Below are 22,101 nucleotides of genomic sequence, written 5' to 3'. Positions count from 1 at the left end.
TCGCCATCGCAGGCTTCGCCAGCTCCCACAATGGTTCACCTTGCACCTGACCTTGTGGGAGCTGGCGCAGCCTGCGTTCGACCGCGCAGCGGTCGCCAAAGCGCTCACCGCGGCCGGCGCCGCCTGCCCAGCACCTTGCGGATCACATACCGCGGCCGGTGCTTGGTCTCCTGGTAGATGCGACCGATGTACTCGCCCAGAATGCCGATGCCGATCAACTGCACCCCGCCCAGGAACAGGATCGCGGTCATCAGCGATGGATACCCCGGCACATCGGTGCCGAACAGCAGCTTGTCCACCACCATGTACAGGGCAAAACCCAGGGCGAACAGCGACACACCGCCTCCGATGTAGGTCCACAACCGCAACGGCACGGTGCTGAACGAGGTGATGCCATCGAGCGCCAGGTTCCACAAACTCCACGGATTGAACTTGCTCGCCCCGGCCAGACGCGGCGCGCGATCGTATTCAACGATCTCGGTACGAAACCCCACCCACGACAACACGCCTTTCATGAACAGCTGCTGCTCCGGCAACTGGCGGATCGCGGTCACGACCTTGCGATCGAGCAGGCGAAAATCGCCGACGTCCTCTTCGATCGGCGTCGAGGCGATGCGATTGTGCAGCCAGTAGTAAAACCGGGCACTCCAGCGCTTGAGTCGGGTGTCGGCGGAGCGGTCACGACGTTTGGCCAGGACCACGTCGGCCCCCTCCTGCCAGCGCCGCACCAGCTTGGCGATGACCTCGACAGGGTCCTGCAGGTCGACGTCGATGGGCACCACGGCATCGCCATCGGCATACTCCAGGCCAGCGAACAAGGCCGATTCCTTGCCGAAGTTGCGGGAGAAGTTGATCACCGTGACCCACTCGTCGCCTGCCGCCAGCTGCGCGCAGATTGCCTCGGTGTCGTCGCTGCTGCCATCGTTGACGAACAGGATCTCCACCTTCATCCCCTGCAACGACGGCTCGTCGCGCACCGCCCGGTAAAAGCGCTCGATCGTGGCTTGCTCGTTGTACACCGGCACGATCAGGGAGATGTTCATGGTGTCCTGCGCCTGAAGACCACATTGGATGAAAAGCCGTAACCCACTATCAGGCTGATGGTGGAAAAGGTCACCAGGGTCAACCAGGGCGACAGGTGCGCCCAGTCGGAAATAGCCCCCAGCAACAGGCTCAGGCTGCCCATCCCCAGGAGGAACAGCAGGTAGCGCCAGCCACCCGGGCGGATCCCGAAAGTAAATCGGGCGTTGAGGAAGTAGGACAGCGTGGCGGCCACGGTGAAGGCCAGCAGGTTGCTCAGTGCCTGGGACTGGCCCAACGGCAGGTGCAGGATGAAAAACACCATCCAGTGCACCAGCGTATTGCCGATGCCGACCAGCCCGTAGCGGGCGAAGCGCTGCAGGTTCACCACCGGTAGCTCTCCGGATCGCGTGGCGTCTTCATCAGCACGTAGCCGACATCATCGACCAGGTGGATGGCGTAGAACTTGTGATCCACCCGTGGCTGCGGGCTGCGCGCCAGCACCTGCCTGCGGCTGAGCGGCACATGGGAGCCGAAGTTGCTCAGCCCGAGCCGCGGCATCATTTCGGGCAGCAGCAGGAAGTTGATGTTGAGCACGTATTTCAGGGCCGGCATGGCCCGTACCGAGCCACTGGCAGCCGGCAACCACTGGCCGCTGGAGCCGATGTCCAGCACGTAGTAGCGCCGGGCCGAGGCAAGGTCCGGCCGGGCACTGATGTCGTGGGCCAGGGAAAAGCCCACGGCCTGCTGCAACTCCTTCTCCACCAGCAGCACACGTCCATAGGCATAGGCGAACGACAACATGCACAGCAGCGGAATCACCAGCAGCCAGCCCAGGCGCAGGTGCAGGCCGGTCAGCAGGCGATGGGCGAACCACAACACCAGCACCATGACCGTCGCCAGGCCCAGCAAGGTCCGTGCGCCGTCGTTGAACTCAGCGAACAGCAGGGTCAGCCCCGGTATCAACAACAGCAGCATCGGCACCGGCAACAGCAGCGCCAGCAACAAGCCCAGGCGCGCCAGGACGCCATCCTCGCTGCGCAACACACGCACAGCGGCGATCATCACGCCGAGCACCGCCAACGCCAGCAGGCCGAGGATGAACCAGGCCGTTCCCGGTGTGTACAACAGCCCCAGGTGCCCTGCGATCACCTGCAGGCGTTGCTGGACAATGGCCGGCCACTGCCCGTCGAACGCCAGCAAGGACTGGCGCAGCGGCGTCATCAGTTGAAACGCACTGAGGTAATAGAGCAGGCAGCCGCCGAGCAACTGACCAAGGCGCCCCAGGGCGTGGACACAGGTTTGCCGCAAGTCCGCCCCTTGTACCACCTGGCGCAGCACCTCGACACAACAGAGCCCGGCAAACAGGTTGAGGCTGACCTGGTAGAAGCTGGCAGCAATCGCCACCCACACTGCACCGTAGACCAGGTAGCGGCGACGCTCCGGATCGAAGGTGATCGCCAGCACGCTGGCCGCCAGGGACAAGGCCATGGTTGGCCCGTCAAACTGATAAGAGAGGTTCTGTAAAAAAAAAGGGTTGTACCACAAGGGCAGGACCACCAGCACGGCACTGGCATCCGGTGCGACGAAGTAATGCTGCACCAGCCGCGCCAGGGCCAGGGCACTGGCAACCGCAGCCAGCAGCAATGGCAGTGGAAACAGGTTCGGCGCCCCCGGGCCAAAACTCAAGACCGCATAAAGCCAGCCGGTGAGCACCCTGCCCTCGCCCGTCCAGCTGTCGCTGGCCACCTGGGTTCGCCAGACATCATCCATGTAGGTGTAATCGGCCAGCAGCAGCGGCAACAGGTGCAGGCCGATCGCGAGCAGGCAGAACACCTGGACCTCGCGATGAGACAGGTGCCTGCTCCACAGTGCTGATGACAACATGGCCGCTCCCCGCAGCGTGCATTCACTGGCCTAGTCTAGCCAGCGCACGGCACTGCGCACGCCGTGTCGAGGGAAGCTATCCGGCGAGCGGTTTGGCCTGAGCGCTCGAAGGCTTGGCGGCCGCAGCTTGGCGGCGGCGAAACACCAGCACGTTGCCCAGCATCACCAGCACCAGCCCCAGCAAGGCCGGCGCCGTCCACTGATAACCCTCGTAGAAGGCCGAGACGTTCAGCGCCACCAGCGGAAACAACACCGTGCAGTACGCCGCCCGTTCCGGCCCCATGCGACCGACCAGGGTCAGGTAGGCGGTAAAGCCGATCACCGATCCCGGAATCACCAGGTACAGCAGCGAGCCGATGTAGCGAGTGTTCCACTCCATCGCAAAGGGAATGCCGCTGAACAGGCAATACAGTCCAAGCATCGTCGCACCATAGAGCATGCCCCAGGCGTTGGTGGTCATCGGCCGCAGCCCGGCTTTCTGCTGCAGGGTTGACAGCATGTTGCCAGCGGAAAAGCACAAGGTGCCCAGCAAGGCCAGGGCCAGTCCCATCAGGGTCTGCGGGCTGGCCGCATGCCCGGACAGCTCGGGCCAGAACAGTAGCCCCAGGCCGACGAGCCCCAGGCCGCCACCGGCCAGCACATTGCTGGCGATCTTCTGGCCGAAGAAGATCCGCGCATTGAGCGCGTTCCACAGGGTGGCGGTGGAAAACACCACGGCGATCAGGCCGCTGGGGATCCACTGGCTGGCGGTCAGAAAGCACATGAAGTTGACGCAGAACAGGCACAAGCCCTGGGCCAGGCAGATGCCATGCCCCCGCCGGTTCATCGGCTGCAGGCGCCGGCTGAGCAACAGGATGGCGAACAGCACCAGCGCCGCCAGGGCAAAGCGATAGACAATCGACACAGGAATGGCGACCACGCCCAGTTGCCACTTCAGGGCAATCCAGGTGGTGCCCCAGATCAGGACGGTGAGCAGGTACAAGGACAGGTTCATGGCAGCACTCCTTTAACTGGAGGCCAGTGTCTGCCCGTAACGCCGCAGCGCGCTTGCACAAACTTGCGCTTTTCCCGCACGACCCGCTGTCAGCCAGGGCCGACAGGGGTAGGATGGCAGCAGAGGAGAAAACGATGATTCCCCTGAACCAGCTGCAAGTCTTTCAAGCCCTGCACGATTCGCCCAACACCCGCCTGGAACACAGCGCGCAACTGGGCGACGGCATGGTTGCAGCCTTGTGGAACAACCGCGACGACGCCCGCGATTACCACGCACCGAGTCATCACACCCTGTCCTGCTACATCGCCGGCGGCACCGGCACTTTCCGCCGTGACCGGCCGTCGGCCAAGGGCGCGCCGGGCAAGTTGTGCATCCTGCCGGCCGGTCACGAGTCGAACTGGGTGATCAACGGCTCTATCCGCCTGGCACACCTGTACATCACCCAGGAGCAGTTCGCCCTGGAGTGCATCCGCCTGCTGGACCGCGAGCCCCGGGCCCTGCAATTGCAGGAAACCACCTTTCTCGACGATGCCGGGCAGACCGCGCGCTTTCGCCAGTTGATCGCACTGAACTGGGAGGAGCCGGGTGAACGCCTGCTGACCAGCAGCCTGGCCCATGAGCTGGTCGACCATGCCCTGCTGCACCAGGTCGGCCTGCGCCAGGGCCTGCGCCTGAAGGGCGGGCTGGCGCCGTACCAGCGCCGGTTGCTGGCCGACTATGTCGAGCAGCACATCGAGCAGCCGCTGAGCCTGGGGGAACTGGCGGCCTTGTGCAACTTGTCCGAATACCACTTCGCGCGGATGTTCCGTGAAAGCTTCGGCCTGCCGCCGCACCAGTACCTGTTGGCCCGGCGCCTGGCCAAGGCACGTCAGTTGCTGCGATTTGGCGAACTGCCGCTGGTCCAGGTCGCCCTGCTGTGCGGCTTCGCCAGCGCCAGCCACTTCAGCAATCGCTTCCGCCAGGCGCTGGGGGCCACGCCCGGCGAGTACCGGGCGGCGTTCAGGGGCTAGAACGGGCAGGTCCTATCCTGGCAGCACGGCCACTACCGGCCCCAGCACCAGGCTGACACCCAATAGCCCCAACAACAGTTTCGGCTGGTAGGGCAGCAGGAACACCCAGAGCGTCACACCCGCCATCAACACCGCAAACAGTTCGACCAGGCCCATGGCCCAGCCGCTGTGGCGCACCGCCAGCCACAAGGCCAGCACCAGCAACAACCAGCCGCCAATGCGCAAGCCACGCAAGCGCGAAGCAGCGGGCGTGGCGCCGAGCAGCTCCTTGTAGTGTTTTTCCATGGCCAGGCACAGGCTGGCGAAGCCGGCAAAACCGAACAGGGCAACGGCCAGCATCAGTTCACCTCGCTTTCGATCAGGTTGGCGCTGGCCGTTCTGGCCACCTTGGGTGCCCGTTTGGGCGCTGCCACCGGTGCACGCCACATCTTGCCGGCGCCCCAGGCCAGGAACAGGCCGCAGCCCAGTGCCGTCAGGTCGAAGCCGGCCATGGCCCAGTCACCCGCAGGAATCGACTGCAAGAGGCCTGCGTTCGTGGTCAGTTGATTGAGCAACGGCAGGCCGGCCCACAGCAGTGCCGCCAGCCCCAGTTGCTCGGCCCAGGCGCGCCTTCCTGCACGCAGCATGGCGTGCAGCAGCGACAGGGCCCAGAGCAGGAAGAAGCTGTTGATCTCCCAGCCGGCCCGCCCGTCGAGTCCCAACGGCAGCAAGCGGTTGGCCCAGAAGAACGCCGCCACGCCGATCAGCAAACCGCTCATGCTGGCGATGTTCAGCACCTCCACCAGACGCAGTTCGAAAGGCTGGGTGCCGCTCTTGGCATGCTTGAGCTGCCGCTTGCCCAGCCACAGCACCAGGCCGGTGCCGATCACCGCCGTCCCCGCCAGGCCGAAGAAGAAGTACAGCCAGCGCAGCCAGGGTCCGGCAAATACGCCCATGTGCAGGCCATACATGCCCCCGGAAATCACCACTGGAATGGCTTCGAGCTTGCTGTCGCCCTGCAGCGTGCCGCTGACGCCATCGTAGATCCAGCCACCACCGCGCTGGTAGGCGATGCGCTCACCGGCATGGCGGGTAAAGCGTACGCGGGCGTTCTGGTCACCGGGGTTCTGCACCTCGATCCAGCCCAGGCGAGTACCCGGCGCCTGCGCCTGGACCTGCTGGTACAGCGTCGGCAACGGCAGCAGCGGCGCGGCGACGCCGGCCACCTTGACGTTTTCAGGGGCACCGAACAGGTCATTGAAAAAGCCGCGGCTGTTGTCGCCGTAGCTGGCGATGATACTCGCCGGCATGACCATGGACATGAAGATCACCAGGCTGCTGTAGCTGATCATCAGGTGGAACGGCAGCACCAGCACGCCGATGGCGTTATGGCCATCGAGCCAGGAACGCTGGCCCTTGCCCGGACGGAAAGTGAAGAACTCCTTGAAGATCTTCTTGTGGGTAATGATGCCGGTCACCAGCCCCAACAGCATGATGAAGGCGGCAAAGGTCGACAGCCAGCGGCCCCAGGGATGCGGCATCTCCAGCTGGAAGTGGAAGCGATAGAAGAAGTTGCCGCCGCGGGTCTCGCGGGGCTGCAACTCGGCACCGGTGGCAGGGTCCAGGGTCTTGTCGATGAAGTCGCGGCGCCCGGCATTGGCGGCGCGCCAGCTGACGCTCAAGCCCGGCTCGCGGGCATCGGGCAGGCGGATGAACCAGCTGCCGGCACCGGCGGCGTGTTCCTGCAGGTAGGACTGGGCCAGCGCCAGGCTGGCTTCGGGGTCCAGCGCCCGCACCGGCACCTCGGGCTGGGTCCAGTGACTGATCTCCTCCTTGAAATAGGACATTGTCCCGGTGAGGAAAATCGCGAAAAGCAACCAGCCGAAAATCAGACCGGTCCAGGTGTGCAGCCAGGCCATGGCCTGGCGAAAGCCCTCTTTCATCAGTTTTTCATCCAATAGGCCAGGCCATTGATTGCCCCCAGCACCAGGCTCGGCAGCAGTACGCCCAGCCAGGCCTGCCAGGCACTGCGGCTGGCGAAGCACCAGAGGAAGGCCACCAGGTAGAAGAGAAACGACAGCATCATCCCGCTGAGCACCGCCTCGGCCTTGGGCATCGGGGCCAGCAAGGTGATGCAGACACTGGCCATGGCCGCCAGCAGGTAACCGCCAAACACGGCGGCCAGGCATCGTGACGTCACGGCCAGTCGATAACTCAGGGGCATCCCGGCGGCTTTGCTTTTCATGGCATCCATTCCTGGTGAAGAACTGCTAATACTAAATGATTTGTATTCTCACAAGCAAAGCCGCCGGGCGCTCGATCAGAACGAGAAGTCGACGCCCAGGGTGTAGCGCCGGCCATCCAGCACGGTCTGGTAGTTCTCGTAGTCCACTTCCTTGTTGAACACGTTGTAGACACCGGCCAGCAGCTTCAGGTTTTTCGTCACCTTGTAGGTGCCGCCCAGGTCGACGAAGGTGTAGGACGGCGTGCCGTCGGACATGGTGGTCCGGCCCAGGTAGTCGGAGGTCTTGCCGCGGTAGTTGACCCGCGCCCAGGTGCCCAGCTGGTCGGTGTTCTGCCAGTCCAGGGTGGCGTTGAACATGTGCCGTGGCATCTGGTTCAGCGGTTTGCCCTTGAGCGGGCCGCTCTTCTGCTCGGAGTCGGTGAAGGTGTAGTTGGTGGCCAGCGACAGGCGCTGGGTGAGGTCCCAGTCCAGGGTCGCCTCGATGCCACGCATCTGCGCCTCGTCGACGTTCACCCGGTCGCTGATGAACTTGTACGAGGTGCCACCGATCTGGCACTGGCCCGAAGCCGTGCCGGTGCTGTCGGTGCAGCGGCGCTGTTCGGTGATCTTGTCCTTGAAGTCGGTGTTGAACAGGGTGATGCCGGTGGAGAAGCCCTCCAGGCTGTCCCAGATGACCCCGACTTCCTGGCTCAGGCTCTTCTCCGGCTTGAGGCTGGAGTTGCCGACGATGATCGCCGGATCGCCACCACCACCGGTGATCTGCCCCCAGTCGTCCACGGCCGCACGGATGTCCGGCGAGCGATAACCGCTGGACACACCGCCCTTGACGGTCCAGTGCGCAGTCGGGTGGTAGACCCCGTACAAACGCGGCGACCAGTGGGTGCCGTAGTTTTCGTCGCGGTCCATGCGCAGGCCGCCGGTCAGGGCGAAGGTGTCGGTCAGGCGCCATTCGTCTTCGGCGAACAGGGCCCAGGACCAGCGCGTCAGCTGGTTCACGCTGGAGGCCGAGGCCAGCTGGTTGCCCTCGTCGCTCAGGTCTTCGTACTTGTACTGGCCACCGAAGGTCGTGGTGTGCGAATCGCTGAAGAACGACACCTGGGAGTTGAGAACGGTGTTCTCCAGCTCCATGCGCCGACCCGGGTTTTCGATCTTCTCGCGCTGCAGGTAGCTGTCGGTGGTGATGCTGTCCCAGCGGCCGGAATGGCTGATGGCGAAGTTGGTGCGGTCGTAGTCGTTGTTGCTGTCGGACGAACGCGCCGAGCGGCCGACATGGGCATTGCGCTCCTGCTCGGACTTGCCCGCCTCCAGGGTGATGTCGTTGTGCACGTCAGGGGTGAAGGACAGTTTGGCGGTGCCGCTGTCGGTGCTCTGCTCGTTGAAGCCGTTGACGATGTGGTCCTCGTCGCGGCGCGAGCGCTGGCCGTAGAGCTGCAGGCCGACCAGGTTCTCGACCAGCGGCCCGGAAACGAAGGCGCTGGTGCTGTTGTAGTCACCCGAGTCGGAGCGGTCCTGGAAGGTCGCTTCGCTGCGCACGCCGCCATACCAGGTCGGGGTCACCTTGCGGGTGATGATGTTGATCACCCCGCCCATGGCATCGGAGCCATAGAGCGAAGACATCGGGCCACGGACCACTTCGATGCGCTCGATGGCTTCCAGCGGTGGCATCCAGCCCTGCTCGATACCGGCGCCATCGCTGTTGGGACGGGTTGCCCGGGAGTCCTGGCGCTTGCCGTCGACCAGCATCAGCGTGTACTTGGAGGCCATGCCACGGATGCTGATGTCGCTGGAGCTGGCGCCACCGGTAACCACGACGCCGGGCACATCACGCAGGGCATCGGTCACGTCACGGTATGACTTGTTCTCGATCTGCTCGCGGGTAATCACCGAGATCGACGCCGGGGCGTCCTTGATCTGCTGGGAAAAGCCCGAGGCGGTGACCACCATGTTGTCCAGCTCCAGCGGCTGGCTTTCAGCGCTGGCCTGGGCGGCATACAGCGTGCCGATGGTGAGTGCGAGGCAGGATCTGACGAAAAGCGGGGACACGAGGACCTCTCCCTGAGAAATGTAAATTTTGGGTAAACCCAATCAGGGAGCGAATGCTATTTATTCTCAATTGAGAGTAAAGCGTATTTACGTTTTTTACATTCTCACGGCCGTGCAAGTGCCATCAGTCAGCGCCTGATTGCCGAACAACCGTCGATAACACTACAATGAGAACAATTCTTATTCTGTTGCGCATCCCGGCGCCGGAGTGTTCACGGTGCCCAGCGCTCCCTCTTCTTCGCTCGAAGGGCTCTACCACGCCCATCACAACTGGTTGACCGGCTGGCTGCGCCGTCGCCTGGGCTGCCCGGACAATGCCGCGGACCTGGCCCAGGACACCTTCATGCGCTTGCTGCAGGCCCGGGAAACACCGGTGCTCAACGAGCCACGGGCATTCCTCACCACCGTGGCCAAGCGCGTGCTGTTCAACCACTACCGCCGCCAGGACCTGGAGCGCGCCTACTACCAGGCGCTGGCGCAGTTGCCGGAAGAACTGGCACCGTCCGAAGAACACCGGGCCATCATTTTTGAAACCCTGCTGGAGCTCGACCGCCTGCTCGACGGCCTGGCACCGCTGGTCAAACGCGCCTTCCTGCTGGCCCAGGTCGATGGCCTGAGCTATGGCGAAATCGCCGCTCAGCTGAACATCTCCCTGGCGACGGTCAAGCGCTACCAGAACAAGGCAGCCCTGCGCTGCTACTTCGCCCTGTGAACGGCATGCATCAAGAGTTTTCGCCCAAAGTCGCCGAACAGGCGGTCTACTGGCTGATCGAGCAGCAAGGCGGCACCCTCGACCCGCGCCAGCAGCAGGCCCTGCAACAGTGGTTGCAGGCCCATGAGGAACATCGCCGGGCCTGGGAGCATATCCAGCGGGTCAACCAGCGCCTGCGCGGGCTGTCTTCGCCCCTGGCCCATGCAGCCTTGCAGGCGCCTCATTCGGCCAGCCGGCGACGGGCACTCAAGACCCTGCTGATACTCGGTGTCGGCGGCGCCACGGGGCTGGCCTTGCAGCAGCACAACGCACTGCCTCCCCTGTTCGCCGATTACCGCAGCCCGGTAGGTGAGCGCCGACGTCTGCAACTGGACGACGGCAGTCAGCTGCAACTCAACACCCGCAGCGCCGCCGATGTGCGTTTCGATGGCCAGCAGCGCCTGGTGCGCCTGCTCGAAGGCGAACTGCAGCTCACCGTGGCCGACGATGCCCGGCCGCTGCGCCTGCTCACCGATTTCGGCCAACTGCAGCTGAGCAGCGGTCGCTTCAACCTTCGCCAGTACCCGAACCACAGCCAGGTGGCCGTCCACCAGGGCGTCGCCAGCCTTGCCGGCATGCCGCTGGAGGCGGGCCAGCAGGCGCAATTCAACGGCCCGCAGTGGCAGGTCCGACAGGCCCTGGACGGCAACGCCGGGGCCTGGGTCGACGGCATGCTGGTGGCCGCGCACATGCGCCTGGGCGATTTTCTCGACGAACTGGGACGCTATCGCCGTGGCCAACTCAACTGCGCACCTGCGGTGGCCGACTTGCTGGTATCGGGCAGTTATCCACTGGCCGACAGCGAGCGGATTCTCGACTTGCTGGAGGTGGCGTTGCCGGTGCGGGTCAAGCGCTTTACCCGCTACTGGGTAACGGTCGAAGCCCGGGCCTGAAACTTTTTTCAAAATCCCTGAGCCGATTTTTCATCTCGCGTGACAGAGAAGGCAGAACCCTTTGCCCTGACCTTCTCAAGGATCCCTTGCATGCCCCTTTCCCCGAGCCCACTTGCCCAGACATTGCGTGCCTTGCTGCTGGGTGCCGGCCTGACCTTTGCAGCTGTTGCGGCCCACGCCGTAGACGCGGTCACGCGCAGCTACCACATTGCGCCGATGCCCCTGGAAAGTGCCCTGAACCAGTTCGGCCGGGAAAGCGGTGTGCTGATCTCGTTCGGCTCCCAGGTCACCAGCGGGATGCACAGCCCGGGCCTGGACGGCCAGTACAGCCCGCAACAAGCGCTCGACACCCTGCTCCAGGGCAGCGGCCTGCAAGCCCGCGCCGAAGGTGACAACGCCTTCAGCCTGCAACCGCTGGCAGCCTCCAGCACGCCTGTCGAACTGGGCGCCTCGACCGTGGTCGGCGACTGGCTGGGCGCAGCGCAACAGGACAACGTCTTCGAACACCCCGGCGCCCGGGATGTGGTCCGCCGCGAGGAATTCGAACGCACCGGCGCCACTACCGCCCGTGAAGTGCTCAACCGCATCCCCGGGGTCAACGCCCCGGAAAACAACGGCACCGGCAGCCACGACATGGCACTGAACTTCGGCATTCGTGGTCTGAACCCACGCCTGGCGGCCCGCTCCACGGTGCTGATGGACGGCATTCCGGTGCCCTTCGCGCCCTATGGCCAGCCGCAGTTGTCGTTCGCCCCGATCAGCATGGGCAACATGGACGCCGTGGACGTGGTGCGCGGCGGCGGTGCAGTGCGCTATGGCCCGCAGAACGTCGGTGGCATCGTCAACTTCGTGACCCGGGCGATACCGGACGAGCCGACGGTGAAAGCCGGCTTGCAGACCCAGACCAGCCCCTCCTCCACCCACGACGGTTTCAAGACCAGCGCCAACCTGCTCGCCGGTGGCACCAACGACAACGGCCTGGGCGGCGCCCTGCTCTATTCCGGCACCCGCGGTGGCGACTGGCGCGAGCACAGCGACACGCAGATCGACGACCTGATCCTCAAGGGCAAGCTCAAACTCGACGAAGCCAACAGCCTGCACGCCATGGCCCAGTACTACGAGGGCGAAGCGCAGATGCCCGGTGGCCTGAGCGTGGCCGACTACGATGCCGACCCGTACCAGTCGACCCGCCTGCAGGACAAGTTCTGGGGCCGCCGGACGATGTTCAACTTCGGTTACGACTACCAGGAGGATGCCCGCCAGTTCAGCGTCAACAGCTTCTTCACCAAGACCCTGCGCAGCGGCTACCTGGACCAGGGCAGCTTCGTCTCGCTGTCGCCGCGCGAGTACTGGGTGCGTGGCCTGGAAACCCGCTTCTCCCAGGGCTTCGCCCTCGGCCAGAGCTGGCATGAAGTCGGCGTCGGCCATCGTTACATCAGCGAGGCCGGCCACGAACTGCGCTACCGCGAGCCGATCAGCGCCAACCAGTTGCCCACCACCGCCAGCCGCAACGACCGCGACACTCGCGGCAGCACCGAAGCCCACGCTTTGTTCCTCGACGACCGCATCGATATCGGCCAATGGACCCTCACCCCCGGCATCCGCTACGAGATGATCGACTCCGAGCAGAGCAACAAGCTCAGCGGCCAGCGCTACCAGGGTGACTACAACACCGCCCTGCCGGCGTTGAACGTCATGTATCACCTGACCGAGAGCTGGAACCTGTACGCCAACACCGAAGGCTCCTTCGGCAGCGTGCAGTACAGCCAGATGCCCAACCGTGTCACCAGCGGCGAAGTCAAACCGGAAAAGGCCCGCACCTGGGAGCTGGGCACCCGCTATGACGACGGCGTGTTGCAGGCCGAGATCGGCGCTTTTTTGATCAACTTCGACAACCAGTACGAAAGCAACCAGACCAACGACTCGGTGATCGCCCGCGGCGAGACCCGCCACCAGGGCATCGAGACCAGCGTCAAGTATGCACTGGAAGGTCTGGACCCGGCGCTGGCGGGTTTCGATGTGTATGCAACCTACGCCTTTGTCGATGCGAAAATCCGCGAAGACGGGCCTAACAAGGGTAATCGTGTGCCGTTCTCGTCACGCCACAAAGGCACCCTGGGCGTCGGTTACACCGAAGGTCCGTGGCAGCTGAACCTGGACAGCAGCTTCCAGAGCGACCAGTTCGCCGACAACGCCAACACCTCGGCCGAAAGCGCCGACGGCAGCAACGGCCGCATCCCCGGCTACATGCTGTTCAGCAGCCGCGCGGCCTATGATTTCGGCCCGCAACTGTCGAACCTCAACGTCGCCGTCGGGGTGAAGAACCTCTTCAACCACCAGTACTACACCCGCTCTTACGACGACAACAACAAGGGCAAGTATGTGGGTGAACCGCGTACGGTATACCTGCAGACCTCGGTCGCGTTCTGATCCAGCGCATGCAAAAGCCCGGCCGCCACCGGGCTTTTGCTACAAGATATTTATCTTTGCCAAGGGGTTGAAAAGTTTCGCCAAGTGCCTGACCTTGTAGTCAAGAGGCGATGAGTTCCATTGGCCGCAACGGCCCCATCGATTCTCTTGCGAGCTAGCTGAATAAGGGATTGAACTATGCAAATCCAAGTCAATAGCGACAACCATATTCAAGGCAACATCCGGCTGAACGAATGGGTTCGCAGCACGGTAGAAAGCATGCTCGAACGCTACGAAGAAGACCTCACCCGCGTCGAGGTCCACCTTCGCGATGAAAATGGCGACAAGCCAGGCCCACATGACAAACGCTGCCAGATGGAGGCACGCCCAAAAGGCCATCAACCGATTTCCGTAACCCACAAGTCAGCCTCGCTGGACCAGGCGGTCGACGGCGCTGCCCAGAAACTCAACCATGCCCTGGAGCATTTCTACGGCAAACTGCGCAGCAAGCGCGCAGTCACTCAGCAAAGCGCCAGCATCGGCCCGGCCGATGGCCTGCTACAGGAAGAATTCCTGGAGAACGAGCAAGCTCGCAGCATTAGCTGAATAACGTGACGCAGAGGGTAAAAAGGCGAGCCAGGGGCTCGCCTTTTTTAATCATCTGACTTCCGTAATTCAGCCTTCTGACAGTTTGATCAGGCCAACACCCAACAGCAACCAAGTCAAGCCAACGAATGTGAGCCAGACTGAGGCGACAAGCCATCGCCTTAAGTAAGGGGGGAAATTACGTACATCATTAACATCCAACAAGCCCTTACGAATGCTGTACGACGGGAAAAGCAAGAAACCGCTGATGCCTCCGACCATGTTAAGCCTTGAGGTCTGAACGATAATTCCCCATTTGACCAGCTGCTGTTGGGGCCAAGCGCTGTTTGGCAATGCCGCGAGCATGATGTGGAAGTGACGGCTACAGGCAACGTAGTAGTGAATAGCTACACCAGGCATAGCGATAACGAAGGGGGCAAGTCCGAAGGCAATCGCAATACTCGGTGGCCAGGCATTGATATCAATCACTTTGCGCCTCGTAGATGCTGTCTCCCACCCACTCTCCCAATGATCCGCCGCCGACTCCGCCGGCAAGTGACCCACCTCCTACCATTACGATGTTGCACACGGGCTTACCAATCCCGCGTGTTAGAGCAACCGTCGCAACGCAAACAGCAGCACCGACGACCCTTCCAGCTATCGCACCAGCGGACCCACCACCGAGCCCACCCGTAAAACTTCCCGCCTCAGTAAATCGAATCTTCTTGCACGCCTCCGTCTCCCCGGCACGGCAAACCTCCTGCACCTTGAGCACCGATGCACTGCCACCAAGCGCAATCCCAACGTAGCCCCCGTACTTGAGGTACTGCGCTGTCTTCGCCACCTGGTCCAGGTGTGTGGCATAACCGGGAATCTGCCCGGGCGCACCGGCTCGGCTCCAGTGGTGCACCAGACTCTTGGTCGAAATGCCCAGGTCACGGCGCAAAGTGTCGTAGCCACCCAGATTCAGTCGCTTGTTGAGGAAGGAGCCTCTCAGCTGTGCAGCCAGTTGCTGGAGCACCTGCTGGCGCGAGGCGAAGAACTCCGGGCTTTTCAAATGGCCATGGGCAATGAACGAGCGCTGGTACAGTTGCTCCACCGCGTGCAAGGTGCCCTCGACCTGGCGCAGCCCATGCGTGAGCATCGCCTGGCCAACGCCCATCGACTCGCTCGCCCCGCCGAGCAATCCAGCGATCTCGCCCTGGTAGCGGACCATGAAGTTGGCTTCTTCCTCGGTGAGAGGCGCCAGCACCTCGCGGACCTGGGCAGCGGCCGCCATCAGGTCGGCTTCTTCTCGGGTACACGCCGTGCCATTGTTGGGATCGCCAATGACAAACAGCTCACCGGCCTTGTAGCCCTGGGCAAAGGTCGGATTGAGCCGGTGCAGCCGGGCCGACAGGTAACGGGTTTCGCCGCCGAGCTGGGCCAGTACCTGCTGGCCGGACATGCTGCGCGGCACCACATGGAAGCCAGGCTCCAGCGTGCCCGACGTGGCGGCCATGACCGGCATGGGCCGAGCCGCGGGAGAGACGCCGGACGCAGGCGCCGACGCAGGTGATTTGAACGCCTGAGGGGCCGGCTCGGAAACGCTGCTGGCGGTTCGCGCAGCGCTAGCCCCGCCGCCCACGGGTGCTATCAACCGATTGCGACCAGGTGGGCAACCGCAACTGACCTGCGCACCGTCAACGGCAATCGGTACCCCATCAATGCGCCAGGCCGCGAAGCCTTCGACAATTTTCCCGGCCTGACCGCACTGCGGACAAGGCGTGGTGGCGTCGCCCAGGCGCAAGTGGCCGACCCCGTTCTGGGTGTGAGCGCTCTGACTGCTGAGGCAGGTAGCGCCGGTGGTGGTCTGGTCGCCATGCAACCCGGCGCCGCGGCCATTCATGTTCATACGCAAGGCCATGCACTGATTCCCTGAGCAAGTGAAGCCCGGAACCTAGCACGCGGAAAACAGCTTTTTACGCGGGGAGAATCGAAACGGAAAAGTCCTACATAGCTATCAGAATGAAGCACGTAGCCTGTAGCCGCTGCCGAGGAACGAGGCTGCGATCGACTGCGTAGCAGTCGCAACCCAGGCAACTCCGTTGAGGCTGGTCCATTTCTACGGCCGTTTCACGGCCGATCGCAGCCTGGCGGCAGCGGCTACAACGTGCCATCGAGCAGGCCGCCTGAACCAAACCCGTGCACACCCGGTCAATCACTGTAGGTCTTTACCAGGTGCAGTACGATGTTCAACCCTTTCGAACGGATCAACGACGCCTTCGCGCCACAGTACCGGGTCAATCTGAGTATCGAGCGACTCGACGGCAGTATCATGCTGACGCTCTCCGACGAGCAGGGCGTGGTGGCCAAGCGGCTGATCAGCCCGGCCCAACGCAATGACCCCAAACGCCTGCAACGGGTGATCGACAGCGTGCAACAGGGCATCGCAATCGATCCGGGCGAGCACACCCTGCCGATGCTCGCGTCCGGCAGCAGGCGTCAGGCCGGGAAGGTCATTTGCCTTCCTCGATCTCCTTGCCACTAGCGTCGATGGCCTTGGTCGAGGGGTACTGGTAGGAGGCGTAGCGCACCACCAGGATGGCGAAGGCCAGCAGCAGGATGCCGCCACAGACGTACAGCAGGCCCACATCCGGCGCCTTGTGGTGCGACACATCGCCGATCAGCAGGCGGGTCAGCGCGGTGATCGCCACATAGAGCAGGAAGCGGATGGGCATGTGGTTGGTCTTGAAGTAGATCCCGACCATGGCCCCGAGTTCGAGATAGATGAACAGCAGCAAGATGTCATCGACGCTGACACCGCCCTTGCCGAGCATGTCGATGAAGGTCGCCACCGCCGCGTAGGCAGTGATCGCACCGATGCCGAACAGGGCCAGGTAGTGAAACGCTTCGACGCAGAGGTTGCCCAGCGAGTCGGCCGAGCCATGCAGGCCCTTGCGCAGTTTGTCAGCCCAATTGTTGTTCACGATGACGGTTCCTTGATACGGCGAAAAGGATGATGCGGCAAGCACATGACGTTTTGTCTGCATGCAGTAAAAAGGCCAGGCCACCTGTTTGAGAAGGCGACCAAATGCCGCAAGGCACAGCCATCGCTGGCTGTGCCTTGTCCTTTCAACCGTGGTTCAGGAGAACCCGGTTATTCCAGGGCCGACGCCGGGCCGAAGAATTCGTAGCGGCTTTGCTTCTCCGGTACGCCCAGGCCCTTGAGGTGGCGCTTGATTGCGGCCATGAAGGCTTTGGGGCCGAGGAAGTAGGCGTCCAGGTCACGCTCCTGCGGCAGCCACTGGCCCAGCTGGTCGGCACTGAGCAGGCCGACGGCATCGGCTGGCTCGCTGACGCCATCGTCTTCGGCGTAGCAGTAGAAGCGCTTGAGTTGCGGATGACGCGCCGCCAGGCCATCGACCCAGTCACGGAAGGCATGCACCGCGCCGTTGCGCGCGCAGTGAATGAAGTGCACCACACGACCGCTTTCCAGCGCAGCTTCCAGCATCGGCAGGGTCGGGGTAATGCCCACGCCACCGCTGATCAGCACCAGCGGCTTGTCGCTGCTGCTCAGGGTGAACTCACCCGATGGCGGGAAGAGTTTCAGGGTATCGCCGACCACCATCTGCTCGTGCAGGTAGTTGGACACCTTGCCGCCCGCCTCGCGCTTGACGCTGATGCGGTACTGGCCGTCGTTGCAGAGGGCCGACAGCGAATAGTTGCGGCGCTGTTCCACACCGTCGATGAACAGTTGCAGGCCGATGTACTGCCCGGGTTCGGCCGCAAGGATCGCACCACCATCGACGGGCGCGAAGTAGAACGAAACGATTTCGCTGCTCTCCTCGACCCGCTGCACCAACGTGAAGTCCCGCGCCCCACGCCAGCCACCGGGAGCGGCGGCCTTCTGGTCGTAGACTTGCCCTTCGGCACCGATAAGGATATCGGCCAGCTGTTGATAAGCTGCGCCCCAGGCCGCGATCACTTCAGGGGTGGCGATTTCCTTGCCGAGCACTTCTTCGATGGCGCGCAGCAGGCAGCTACCGACGATCGGGTAATGCTCCGGCAGGATCTGCAAGGCCACATGCTTGTTGATGATCTGGCCGACCAGGCCGCCCAGTTGTTCCAGCTGGTCGATGTGCCGTGCGTACATCAGCACGCCGTTGGCCAAAGCGCGTGGCTGGTCGCCGCTGGCCTGGTGGGCCTGGTTGAACAGCGGGCGCACCTCGGGGTACTCGCTGAGCATCAGTTTGTAGAAATGCGTGGTCAGCGCCTCGCCACCGCTTTCAAGCAGGGGAACGGTGGCTTTGACGATGGCACGGTCCTGGGCATTGAGCATGTGATGACTCCTGAGCCTGTGGCTTCTTGATGAATGCCCTGACTATTACAGGATCCATGCCAACTTTAAATTTCTTATAAATCAATAACTTATAAATTAACAAGTCAAAAAGACAACAGCTGCGATATAGTCATTTCGACCCATAGGAGTCTTTATGACCGCAAAATCCCTGCTCACCGCCCTGCTGCCCCTGGTCAGCGACCTGTCTCGCGAGCTGCCCGAACGTGAACGCTATCGACGCCTGCTCGAAGCCATGCGCAGCCTGCTGCCCTGCGATGCTGCGGCGCTCTTGCGCCTGGATGGCGACTGGCTGGTGCCGCTGGCGGTCGATGGTTTGAGCACCGACACCCTGGGGCGGCGCTTCAAGGTCAATGAACACCCGCGCTTCGAGGCCATCCTCAGCCGTAGCACGCCCACCCGTTTCGCCAGCGACAGCGATCTGCCCGACCCTTACGACGGGCTGGTCGAAGGCCTGCACCAGCACCTGGAGGTGCACGACTGCATGGGCTGCCCGCTGTTCGTCGATGAGCAGCCCTGGGGCCTGATCACCCTGGATGCACTGGACCCCGAACAGTTCCAGCAGGTCGAGGTCGATGCCCTGCAAGCCTTCGCCAGCCTGGCCGCGGCCACGGTCAACGTTGCCGAGCGCATCGAGCGCCTGGCCCTGCGCGCCGAGGATGAGCATGAGCGCGCCGAGGTCTATCGCCAGGCCAGCGGCCAGCAGCACAAGGAGCTGATCGGCCAGAGCAAGGCACATAAGCGCCTGCTCGAGGAAATCCAGCTGGTGGCCAGCAGCGATTTGACCGTGCTGGTCACCGGTGAGACCGGGGTCGGCAAGGAGCTGGTGGCCCAGGCCATCCACCAGATGTCGGGCCGCGCCGAGCAGCCGATGATCAGCCTCAACTGCGCCGCCCTGCCCGACACCCTGGTGGAAAGCGAACTGTTCGGACATGTGCGCGGTGCCTTCACCGGCGCCGTTGGCGAGCGGCGCGGCAAGTTCGAACTGGCCAATGGCGGCACCCTGTTTCTCGATGAGGTCGGCGAGCTGTCGCTGACCGTGCAGGCCAAGCTGTTGCGGGTGCTGCAGAGCGGGCAGTTGCAGCGGCTGGGATCGGACCAGGAGCACCGCGTCGATGTGCGCCTGATCGCCGCTACCAACCGCGACCTGGCCGAGGAAGTGCGTGCCGGGCGTTACCGCGCCGACTTCTACCACCGCCTGAGCGTCTACCCCTTGCTGGTACCGCCGCTGCGCGAACGCGGTCGCGATGTGTTGCTACTCAGCGGTTATTTCCTCGAACAGAACCGCTCGCGCATGGGCCTGGGCAGCCTGCGCCTGAGCAGTGAAGCCCAGGCCGCCCTGCTGGCCTACAACTGGCCAGGCAACGTGCGCGAACTGGAGCACCTGATCGGCCGTTCGGCGCTCAAGGCCCTGGGTCAGCACCGTCAGCGGCCAAAGATTCTCACCCTCGATGCCACGGACCTCGACCTGCGCGCCGTCGAACCTGCCGCGCCCCAGGGGCCGGCCCCGCAGACCGCTGACGCCCCCGTGCCTGCCGGCGATCTGCGCCAGGCCCTGGACGACTACCAGCGCCTGCTCGTCCAGGCCTGCCTGGAGCGCCATCAGCACAACTGGGCCAGCGCCGCCCGCGAGCTGGGCCTGGACCGGGCCAACCTCAGCCGCCTGGCCCGGCGCCTGGGTCTACGCTGATTTGTCCCGGAAGATTAAAGCCAGGGGCTCGCGGGTCGATAACCTGGCATCTCCCCATTCACTCTGTCCTGAAGGTGCCCATGGCCACGCAAAATGCCCGCGCGGACTCGCTGTCGCTGCTGCTGTTCACCCTGCGCAGCGGCAAGCTGATGGCGATCAACCTGCTCAAGGTCAGTGAAATCATCCCCTGCCCGCCGCTGACCAAGCTGCCGGAGTCGCACCCCCACGTCAAAGGCGTGGCCACCTTGCGGGGCAACTCGCTGTCGGTGATCGACCTGTCCCGGGCCATCGGCGAGCGGCCACTGGAAGACCCGCAAGGCGGCTGCCTGATCGTCACCGATATCAGCCGTTCCAGGCAGGGCCTGCACGTGCAGGCGGTGAGCAGGATCGTCCATTGCCTGAGCACCGACATCAAGCCACCGCCCTATGGCGCGGGCAGCAAGTCGTTCATCACCGGCGTGACCCGGGTCGACAACACCCTGGTGCAGGTACTGGATATCGAAAAGGTCATCCATGGCATCGCCCCGCCGGTGCACGAGCCGATCAGCCATGAGCTGAGCAGCGAAGACGCCGCCGTGCTGGCCGCCACCAACATCCTGGTGGTCGATGACAGCCAGGTTGCCCTGCAACAGTCGGTGCACACCCTGCGCAGCCTCGGCATCGAATGCCACACCGCGCGCAGCGCCAAGGATGCGATCAATACCCTGCTGGAACTGCAGGGCACCGAACGGGAAATCAACGTGGTGGTGTCGGATATCGAAATGTCCGAGATGGACGGTTTCGCCTTCACCCGCACCCTGCGCGAGACCCCGGACTTCCAGCACCTCTACGTGCTGCTGCACACCTCCCTGGACAGCGCCATGAACAGTGAGAAGGCCAGGCTCGCCGGTGCCAACGCGGTACTGACCAAGTTCTCCTCGCCGGAGCTGACCGACTGCCTGGTCGTCGCCGCGCGGGCCGTGGCCTACGACGAACGCTGATACATACCCAAAGGTCATTGGGCTTGAAAGTGCCTGAACCTCAGGCAAAATCGGGCCCATTGCCACTTTGGACTTGCGCATGAAAGCCTTTCTTTTCACCCTGCTCGGCGGCGTTGCTGCCAGCACCGCCGCCCAGGCGTCCAGCGACCAGGCCTGGGACCAGCACTACCGGCAGATGAACCAGTACTGCATCGCCGCCAGCGGCCTGAAGGACGTCAAGGCCCTGGGCAAGCCGGCCGAGTTCGACGACCGGGTCGGTTACAGCGCCCTGCTGCTTGAGGGCCGTTACCCGCAAAAACACATGAACAACCGCAAGGGCACCGAACTGTGCCTGTATGACAAACAGCGCAAGGCTGCCTTCGTCACCGAGTGGACGCCTGGAAAACCGTGAACACCGCCCCCGATATTCGTTTCGACTGCACTGGCTGTGGTAAATGCTGCACCGGCCATCATGTCCCCCTGACCCTGGACGAAGCCCGTCAATGGACCGGCTCCGGTGGCCAGGTCATCGTCCTGGCCGAAGCTTTCCTGGCCAGCGGGCCGGGTCTGCCGGCCGAACAGCGCGAGCACGCCCTGCGGCGTTCCTGGCCTGTGCCCTGCGGTAGCACCGAGGTCCATGTGGCGATCACCTTCGCCGCCTTCAACCCGGGGCGCTGCCATCACCTGGATGATGACAACCGTTGCGGCATCTATGAGGCGCGGCCGCTGGTCTGTCGCATTTACCCGATGGAAATCAACCCGCACATTCCATTGCGCCCCGAGGCCAAGGACTGCCCCAGCGAAGCCTGGCAAAGCGGGCCGCTGCTGATTCATGGCGAGCAACTGGTGGACCGGCGCCTGGCCGAGCTGATCGAGCGCTCGCGCCAGGCCGACCGCGATGACATCCGTGGCAAGGTTGCGATCTGCCAGGCACTGGGGATCGACACCAGTGCGTTGAAGGGCAATGGCTTCACCGCCTACCTGCCGGATACCCGAGCCCTGGCCCAGGCGCTGGAACGGGTCGGGCCAGAAGGCGAGATCGCGCCCTGGACCCTGCATGTGCAGGACCCCGGGCTGTATGCGCAACTGGAGGCCTGTGGTGCCAGGGTGCGTAGCGAAGGTGCCGATTACTACAGCTTCATCGGTTTCAATTGAATTGCGACCGCTACGCGGCCGATCGCAGCCTGGCGGCAGCGGCTACACCCACCAAGTGTGGCCGGGCCGCCCGCGGGGGGGCGGCGGGGGGGCCGGTGCCCCCCCCCCCCCCCGCGGTGGGGGGGTTTGTTGGGGGGCCGGG

Annotated in this window: 22 protein-coding genes; 10 read left to right on the top strand and 12 right to left on the bottom strand. The window is 63.6% G+C overall.

From position 1 onward, the window contains the following. Positions 1-104: 104 nt before the first annotated feature. The 4 genes from ACIQUS_RS12665 to ACIQUS_RS12650 form a co-directional block, all read right to left on the bottom strand. Positions 105-1,043 carry a glycosyltransferase family 2 protein gene (locus ACIQUS_RS12665; RefSeq protein WP_403047460.1) on the bottom strand — a complete coding sequence of 313 codons (939 nt, stop codon included), beginning with the start codon at positions 1,041-1,043 and terminating at the stop codon, positions 105-107. Further along, on the bottom strand, positions 1,040-1,411 hold the full coding sequence (locus tag ACIQUS_RS12660; RefSeq protein ID WP_403047459.1) for a GtrA family protein: 372 nt from the start codon (positions 1,409-1,411) through the stop codon (positions 1,040-1,042). Before ACIQUS_RS12660 ends, ACIQUS_RS12665 begins: the two co-directional genes overlap by 4 nt. After that, the gene (locus ACIQUS_RS12655) at positions 1,405-2,907 is read right to left on the bottom strand and encodes a glucosyltransferase domain-containing protein (protein ID WP_403047458.1); all 1,503 of its coding nucleotides are present in this window, start codon (positions 2,905-2,907) and stop codon (positions 1,405-1,407) included. Before ACIQUS_RS12655 ends, ACIQUS_RS12660 begins: the two co-directional genes overlap by 7 nt. Before the next feature lie 76 nt (positions 2,908-2,983). Continuing rightward, positions 2,984-3,901 carry a DMT family transporter gene (locus ACIQUS_RS12650; protein WP_403047457.1) on the bottom strand — a complete coding sequence of 306 codons (918 nt, stop codon included), beginning with the start codon at positions 3,899-3,901 and terminating at the stop codon, positions 2,984-2,986. 134 nt (positions 3,902-4,035) lie between these two features. Here ACIQUS_RS12650 and ACIQUS_RS12645 point away from each other — a divergent pair, with 134 nt between their 5' ends. Continuing rightward, positions 4,036-4,911: a helix-turn-helix domain-containing protein gene (locus tag ACIQUS_RS12645; RefSeq protein WP_403047455.1), complete on the top strand. Its 876-nt coding sequence runs from the start codon at positions 4,036-4,038 to the stop codon at positions 4,909-4,911. Between the two features lie 12 nt (positions 4,912-4,923). Here ACIQUS_RS12645 and ACIQUS_RS12640 read toward each other — a convergent pair whose 3' ends face one another. The 4 genes from ACIQUS_RS12640 to ACIQUS_RS12625 all read right to left on the bottom strand — a co-directional run bounded on the left by ACIQUS_RS12640 (position 4,924) and on the right by ACIQUS_RS12625 (position 9,178). After that, entirely contained in the window at positions 4,924-5,250 is a 327-nt protein-coding gene (locus ACIQUS_RS12640) for a DUF3325 domain-containing protein (protein ID WP_403047454.1), read from the bottom strand. Next, a complete protein-coding gene (locus ACIQUS_RS12635; RefSeq protein ID WP_403047452.1) occupies positions 5,250-6,833 on the bottom strand; it encodes a PepSY-associated TM helix domain-containing protein in 1,584 nt (527 codons plus the stop codon). Before ACIQUS_RS12635 ends, ACIQUS_RS12640 begins: the two co-directional genes overlap by 1 nt. Next, on the bottom strand, positions 6,833-7,135 hold the full coding sequence (locus tag ACIQUS_RS12630; protein ID WP_403047450.1) for a DUF3649 domain-containing protein: 303 nt from the start codon (positions 7,133-7,135) through the stop codon (positions 6,833-6,835). The genes ACIQUS_RS12635 and ACIQUS_RS12630 overlap by 1 nt, the downstream gene beginning before the upstream one ends. Positions 7,136-7,210: 75 nt before the next feature. Further along, positions 7,211-9,178, bottom strand: a complete 1,968-nt coding sequence (locus ACIQUS_RS12625) for a ligand-gated channel protein (RefSeq protein ID WP_403047449.1) — start codon at positions 9,176-9,178, stop codon at positions 7,211-7,213. Between the two features lie 217 nt (positions 9,179-9,395). Between ACIQUS_RS12625 and ACIQUS_RS12620 the strand changes: the two genes are divergently transcribed. The 4 genes from ACIQUS_RS12620 to ACIQUS_RS12605 all read left to right on the top strand — a co-directional run bounded on the left by ACIQUS_RS12620 (position 9,396) and on the right by ACIQUS_RS12605 (position 13,837). Continuing rightward, the gene (locus ACIQUS_RS12620) at positions 9,396-9,890 is read left to right on the top strand and encodes a sigma-70 family RNA polymerase sigma factor (protein ID WP_403047447.1); all 495 of its coding nucleotides are present in this window, start codon (positions 9,396-9,398) and stop codon (positions 9,888-9,890) included. A gap of 5 nt (positions 9,891-9,895) precedes the next feature. Beyond that, positions 9,896-10,822: a FecR domain-containing protein gene (locus ACIQUS_RS12615; protein ID WP_403047446.1), complete on the top strand. Its 927-nt coding sequence runs from the start codon at positions 9,896-9,898 to the stop codon at positions 10,820-10,822. A gap of 90 nt (positions 10,823-10,912) precedes the next feature. Next, a complete protein-coding gene (gene fecA / locus ACIQUS_RS12610) occupies positions 10,913-13,252 on the top strand; it encodes a TonB-dependent Fe(3+) dicitrate receptor FecA (RefSeq protein WP_403047445.1) in 2,340 nt (779 codons plus the stop codon). 177 nt (positions 13,253-13,429) lie between these two features. Continuing rightward, positions 13,430-13,837 carry an HPF/RaiA family ribosome-associated protein gene (locus tag ACIQUS_RS12605; protein WP_403047443.1) on the top strand — a complete coding sequence of 136 codons (408 nt, stop codon included), beginning with the start codon at positions 13,430-13,432 and terminating at the stop codon, positions 13,835-13,837. Between the two features lie 69 nt (positions 13,838-13,906). Here the strand turns inward: ACIQUS_RS12605 and ACIQUS_RS12600 are convergent, their stop codons facing one another. Further along, positions 13,907-14,305, bottom strand: a complete 399-nt coding sequence (locus ACIQUS_RS12600; RefSeq protein ID WP_403047441.1) for a hypothetical protein — start codon at positions 14,303-14,305, stop codon at positions 13,907-13,909. Then, on the bottom strand, positions 14,298-15,722 hold the full coding sequence (locus ACIQUS_RS12595) for a PAAR domain-containing protein (protein WP_403047440.1): 1,425 nt from the start codon (positions 15,720-15,722) through the stop codon (positions 14,298-14,300). The genes ACIQUS_RS12600 and ACIQUS_RS12595 overlap by 8 nt, the downstream gene beginning before the upstream one ends. A gap of 324 nt (positions 15,723-16,046) precedes the next feature. Here ACIQUS_RS12595 and ACIQUS_RS12590 point away from each other — a divergent pair, with 324 nt between their 5' ends. Beyond that, a complete protein-coding gene (locus ACIQUS_RS12590) occupies positions 16,047-16,346 on the top strand; it encodes a DUF3509 domain-containing protein (RefSeq protein ID WP_403047439.1) in 300 nt (99 codons plus the stop codon). Here ACIQUS_RS12590 and ACIQUS_RS12585 read toward each other — a convergent pair. Further along, positions 16,315-16,785, bottom strand: a complete 471-nt coding sequence (locus tag ACIQUS_RS12585; protein ID WP_285864511.1) for a phosphate-starvation-inducible protein PsiE — start codon at positions 16,783-16,785, stop codon at positions 16,315-16,317. The two genes, ACIQUS_RS12590 and ACIQUS_RS12585, sit on opposite strands and share 32 nt — an antisense overlap. Before the next feature lie 170 nt (positions 16,786-16,955). Continuing rightward, positions 16,956-18,137, bottom strand: a complete 1,182-nt coding sequence (gene hmpA / locus ACIQUS_RS12580) for an NO-inducible flavohemoprotein (protein ID WP_403047437.1) — start codon at positions 18,135-18,137, stop codon at positions 16,956-16,958. A 154-nt stretch (positions 18,138-18,291) separates the two neighbouring features. On the opposite strand from hmpA, the gene norR reads away from it, so the two are divergent. The 4 genes from norR (at position 18,292) to ACIQUS_RS12560 (ending at position 21,959) form a co-directional block, all read left to right on the top strand. Then, the gene (gene norR, locus ACIQUS_RS12575; RefSeq protein WP_403047436.1) at positions 18,292-19,845 is read left to right on the top strand and encodes a nitric oxide reductase transcriptional regulator NorR; all 1,554 of its coding nucleotides are present in this window, start codon (positions 18,292-18,294) and stop codon (positions 19,843-19,845) included. Between the two features lie 80 nt (positions 19,846-19,925). After that, a complete protein-coding gene (locus ACIQUS_RS12570) occupies positions 19,926-20,825 on the top strand; it encodes a chemotaxis protein (RefSeq protein WP_403047435.1) in 900 nt (299 codons plus the stop codon). 79 nt (positions 20,826-20,904) lie between these two features. Continuing rightward, positions 20,905-21,216 carry a hypothetical protein gene (locus tag ACIQUS_RS12565; protein ID WP_403047433.1) on the top strand — a complete coding sequence of 104 codons (312 nt, stop codon included), beginning with the start codon at positions 20,905-20,907 and terminating at the stop codon, positions 21,214-21,216. Then, the gene (locus tag ACIQUS_RS12560) at positions 21,213-21,959 is read left to right on the top strand and encodes a YkgJ family cysteine cluster protein (protein ID WP_403047432.1); all 747 of its coding nucleotides are present in this window, start codon (positions 21,213-21,215) and stop codon (positions 21,957-21,959) included. Before ACIQUS_RS12565 ends, ACIQUS_RS12560 begins: the two co-directional genes overlap by 4 nt. The last annotated feature ends 142 nt before the right edge of the window (positions 21,960-22,101 follow it).

The sequence above is a fragment of the Pseudomonas sp. NPDC090755 genome, assembly GCF_044769005.1.
GTDB lineage: Bacteria > Pseudomonadota > Gammaproteobacteria > Pseudomonadales > Pseudomonadaceae > Aquipseudomonas.
This window is presented reverse-complemented; position numbering and strand designations above follow the sequence as displayed.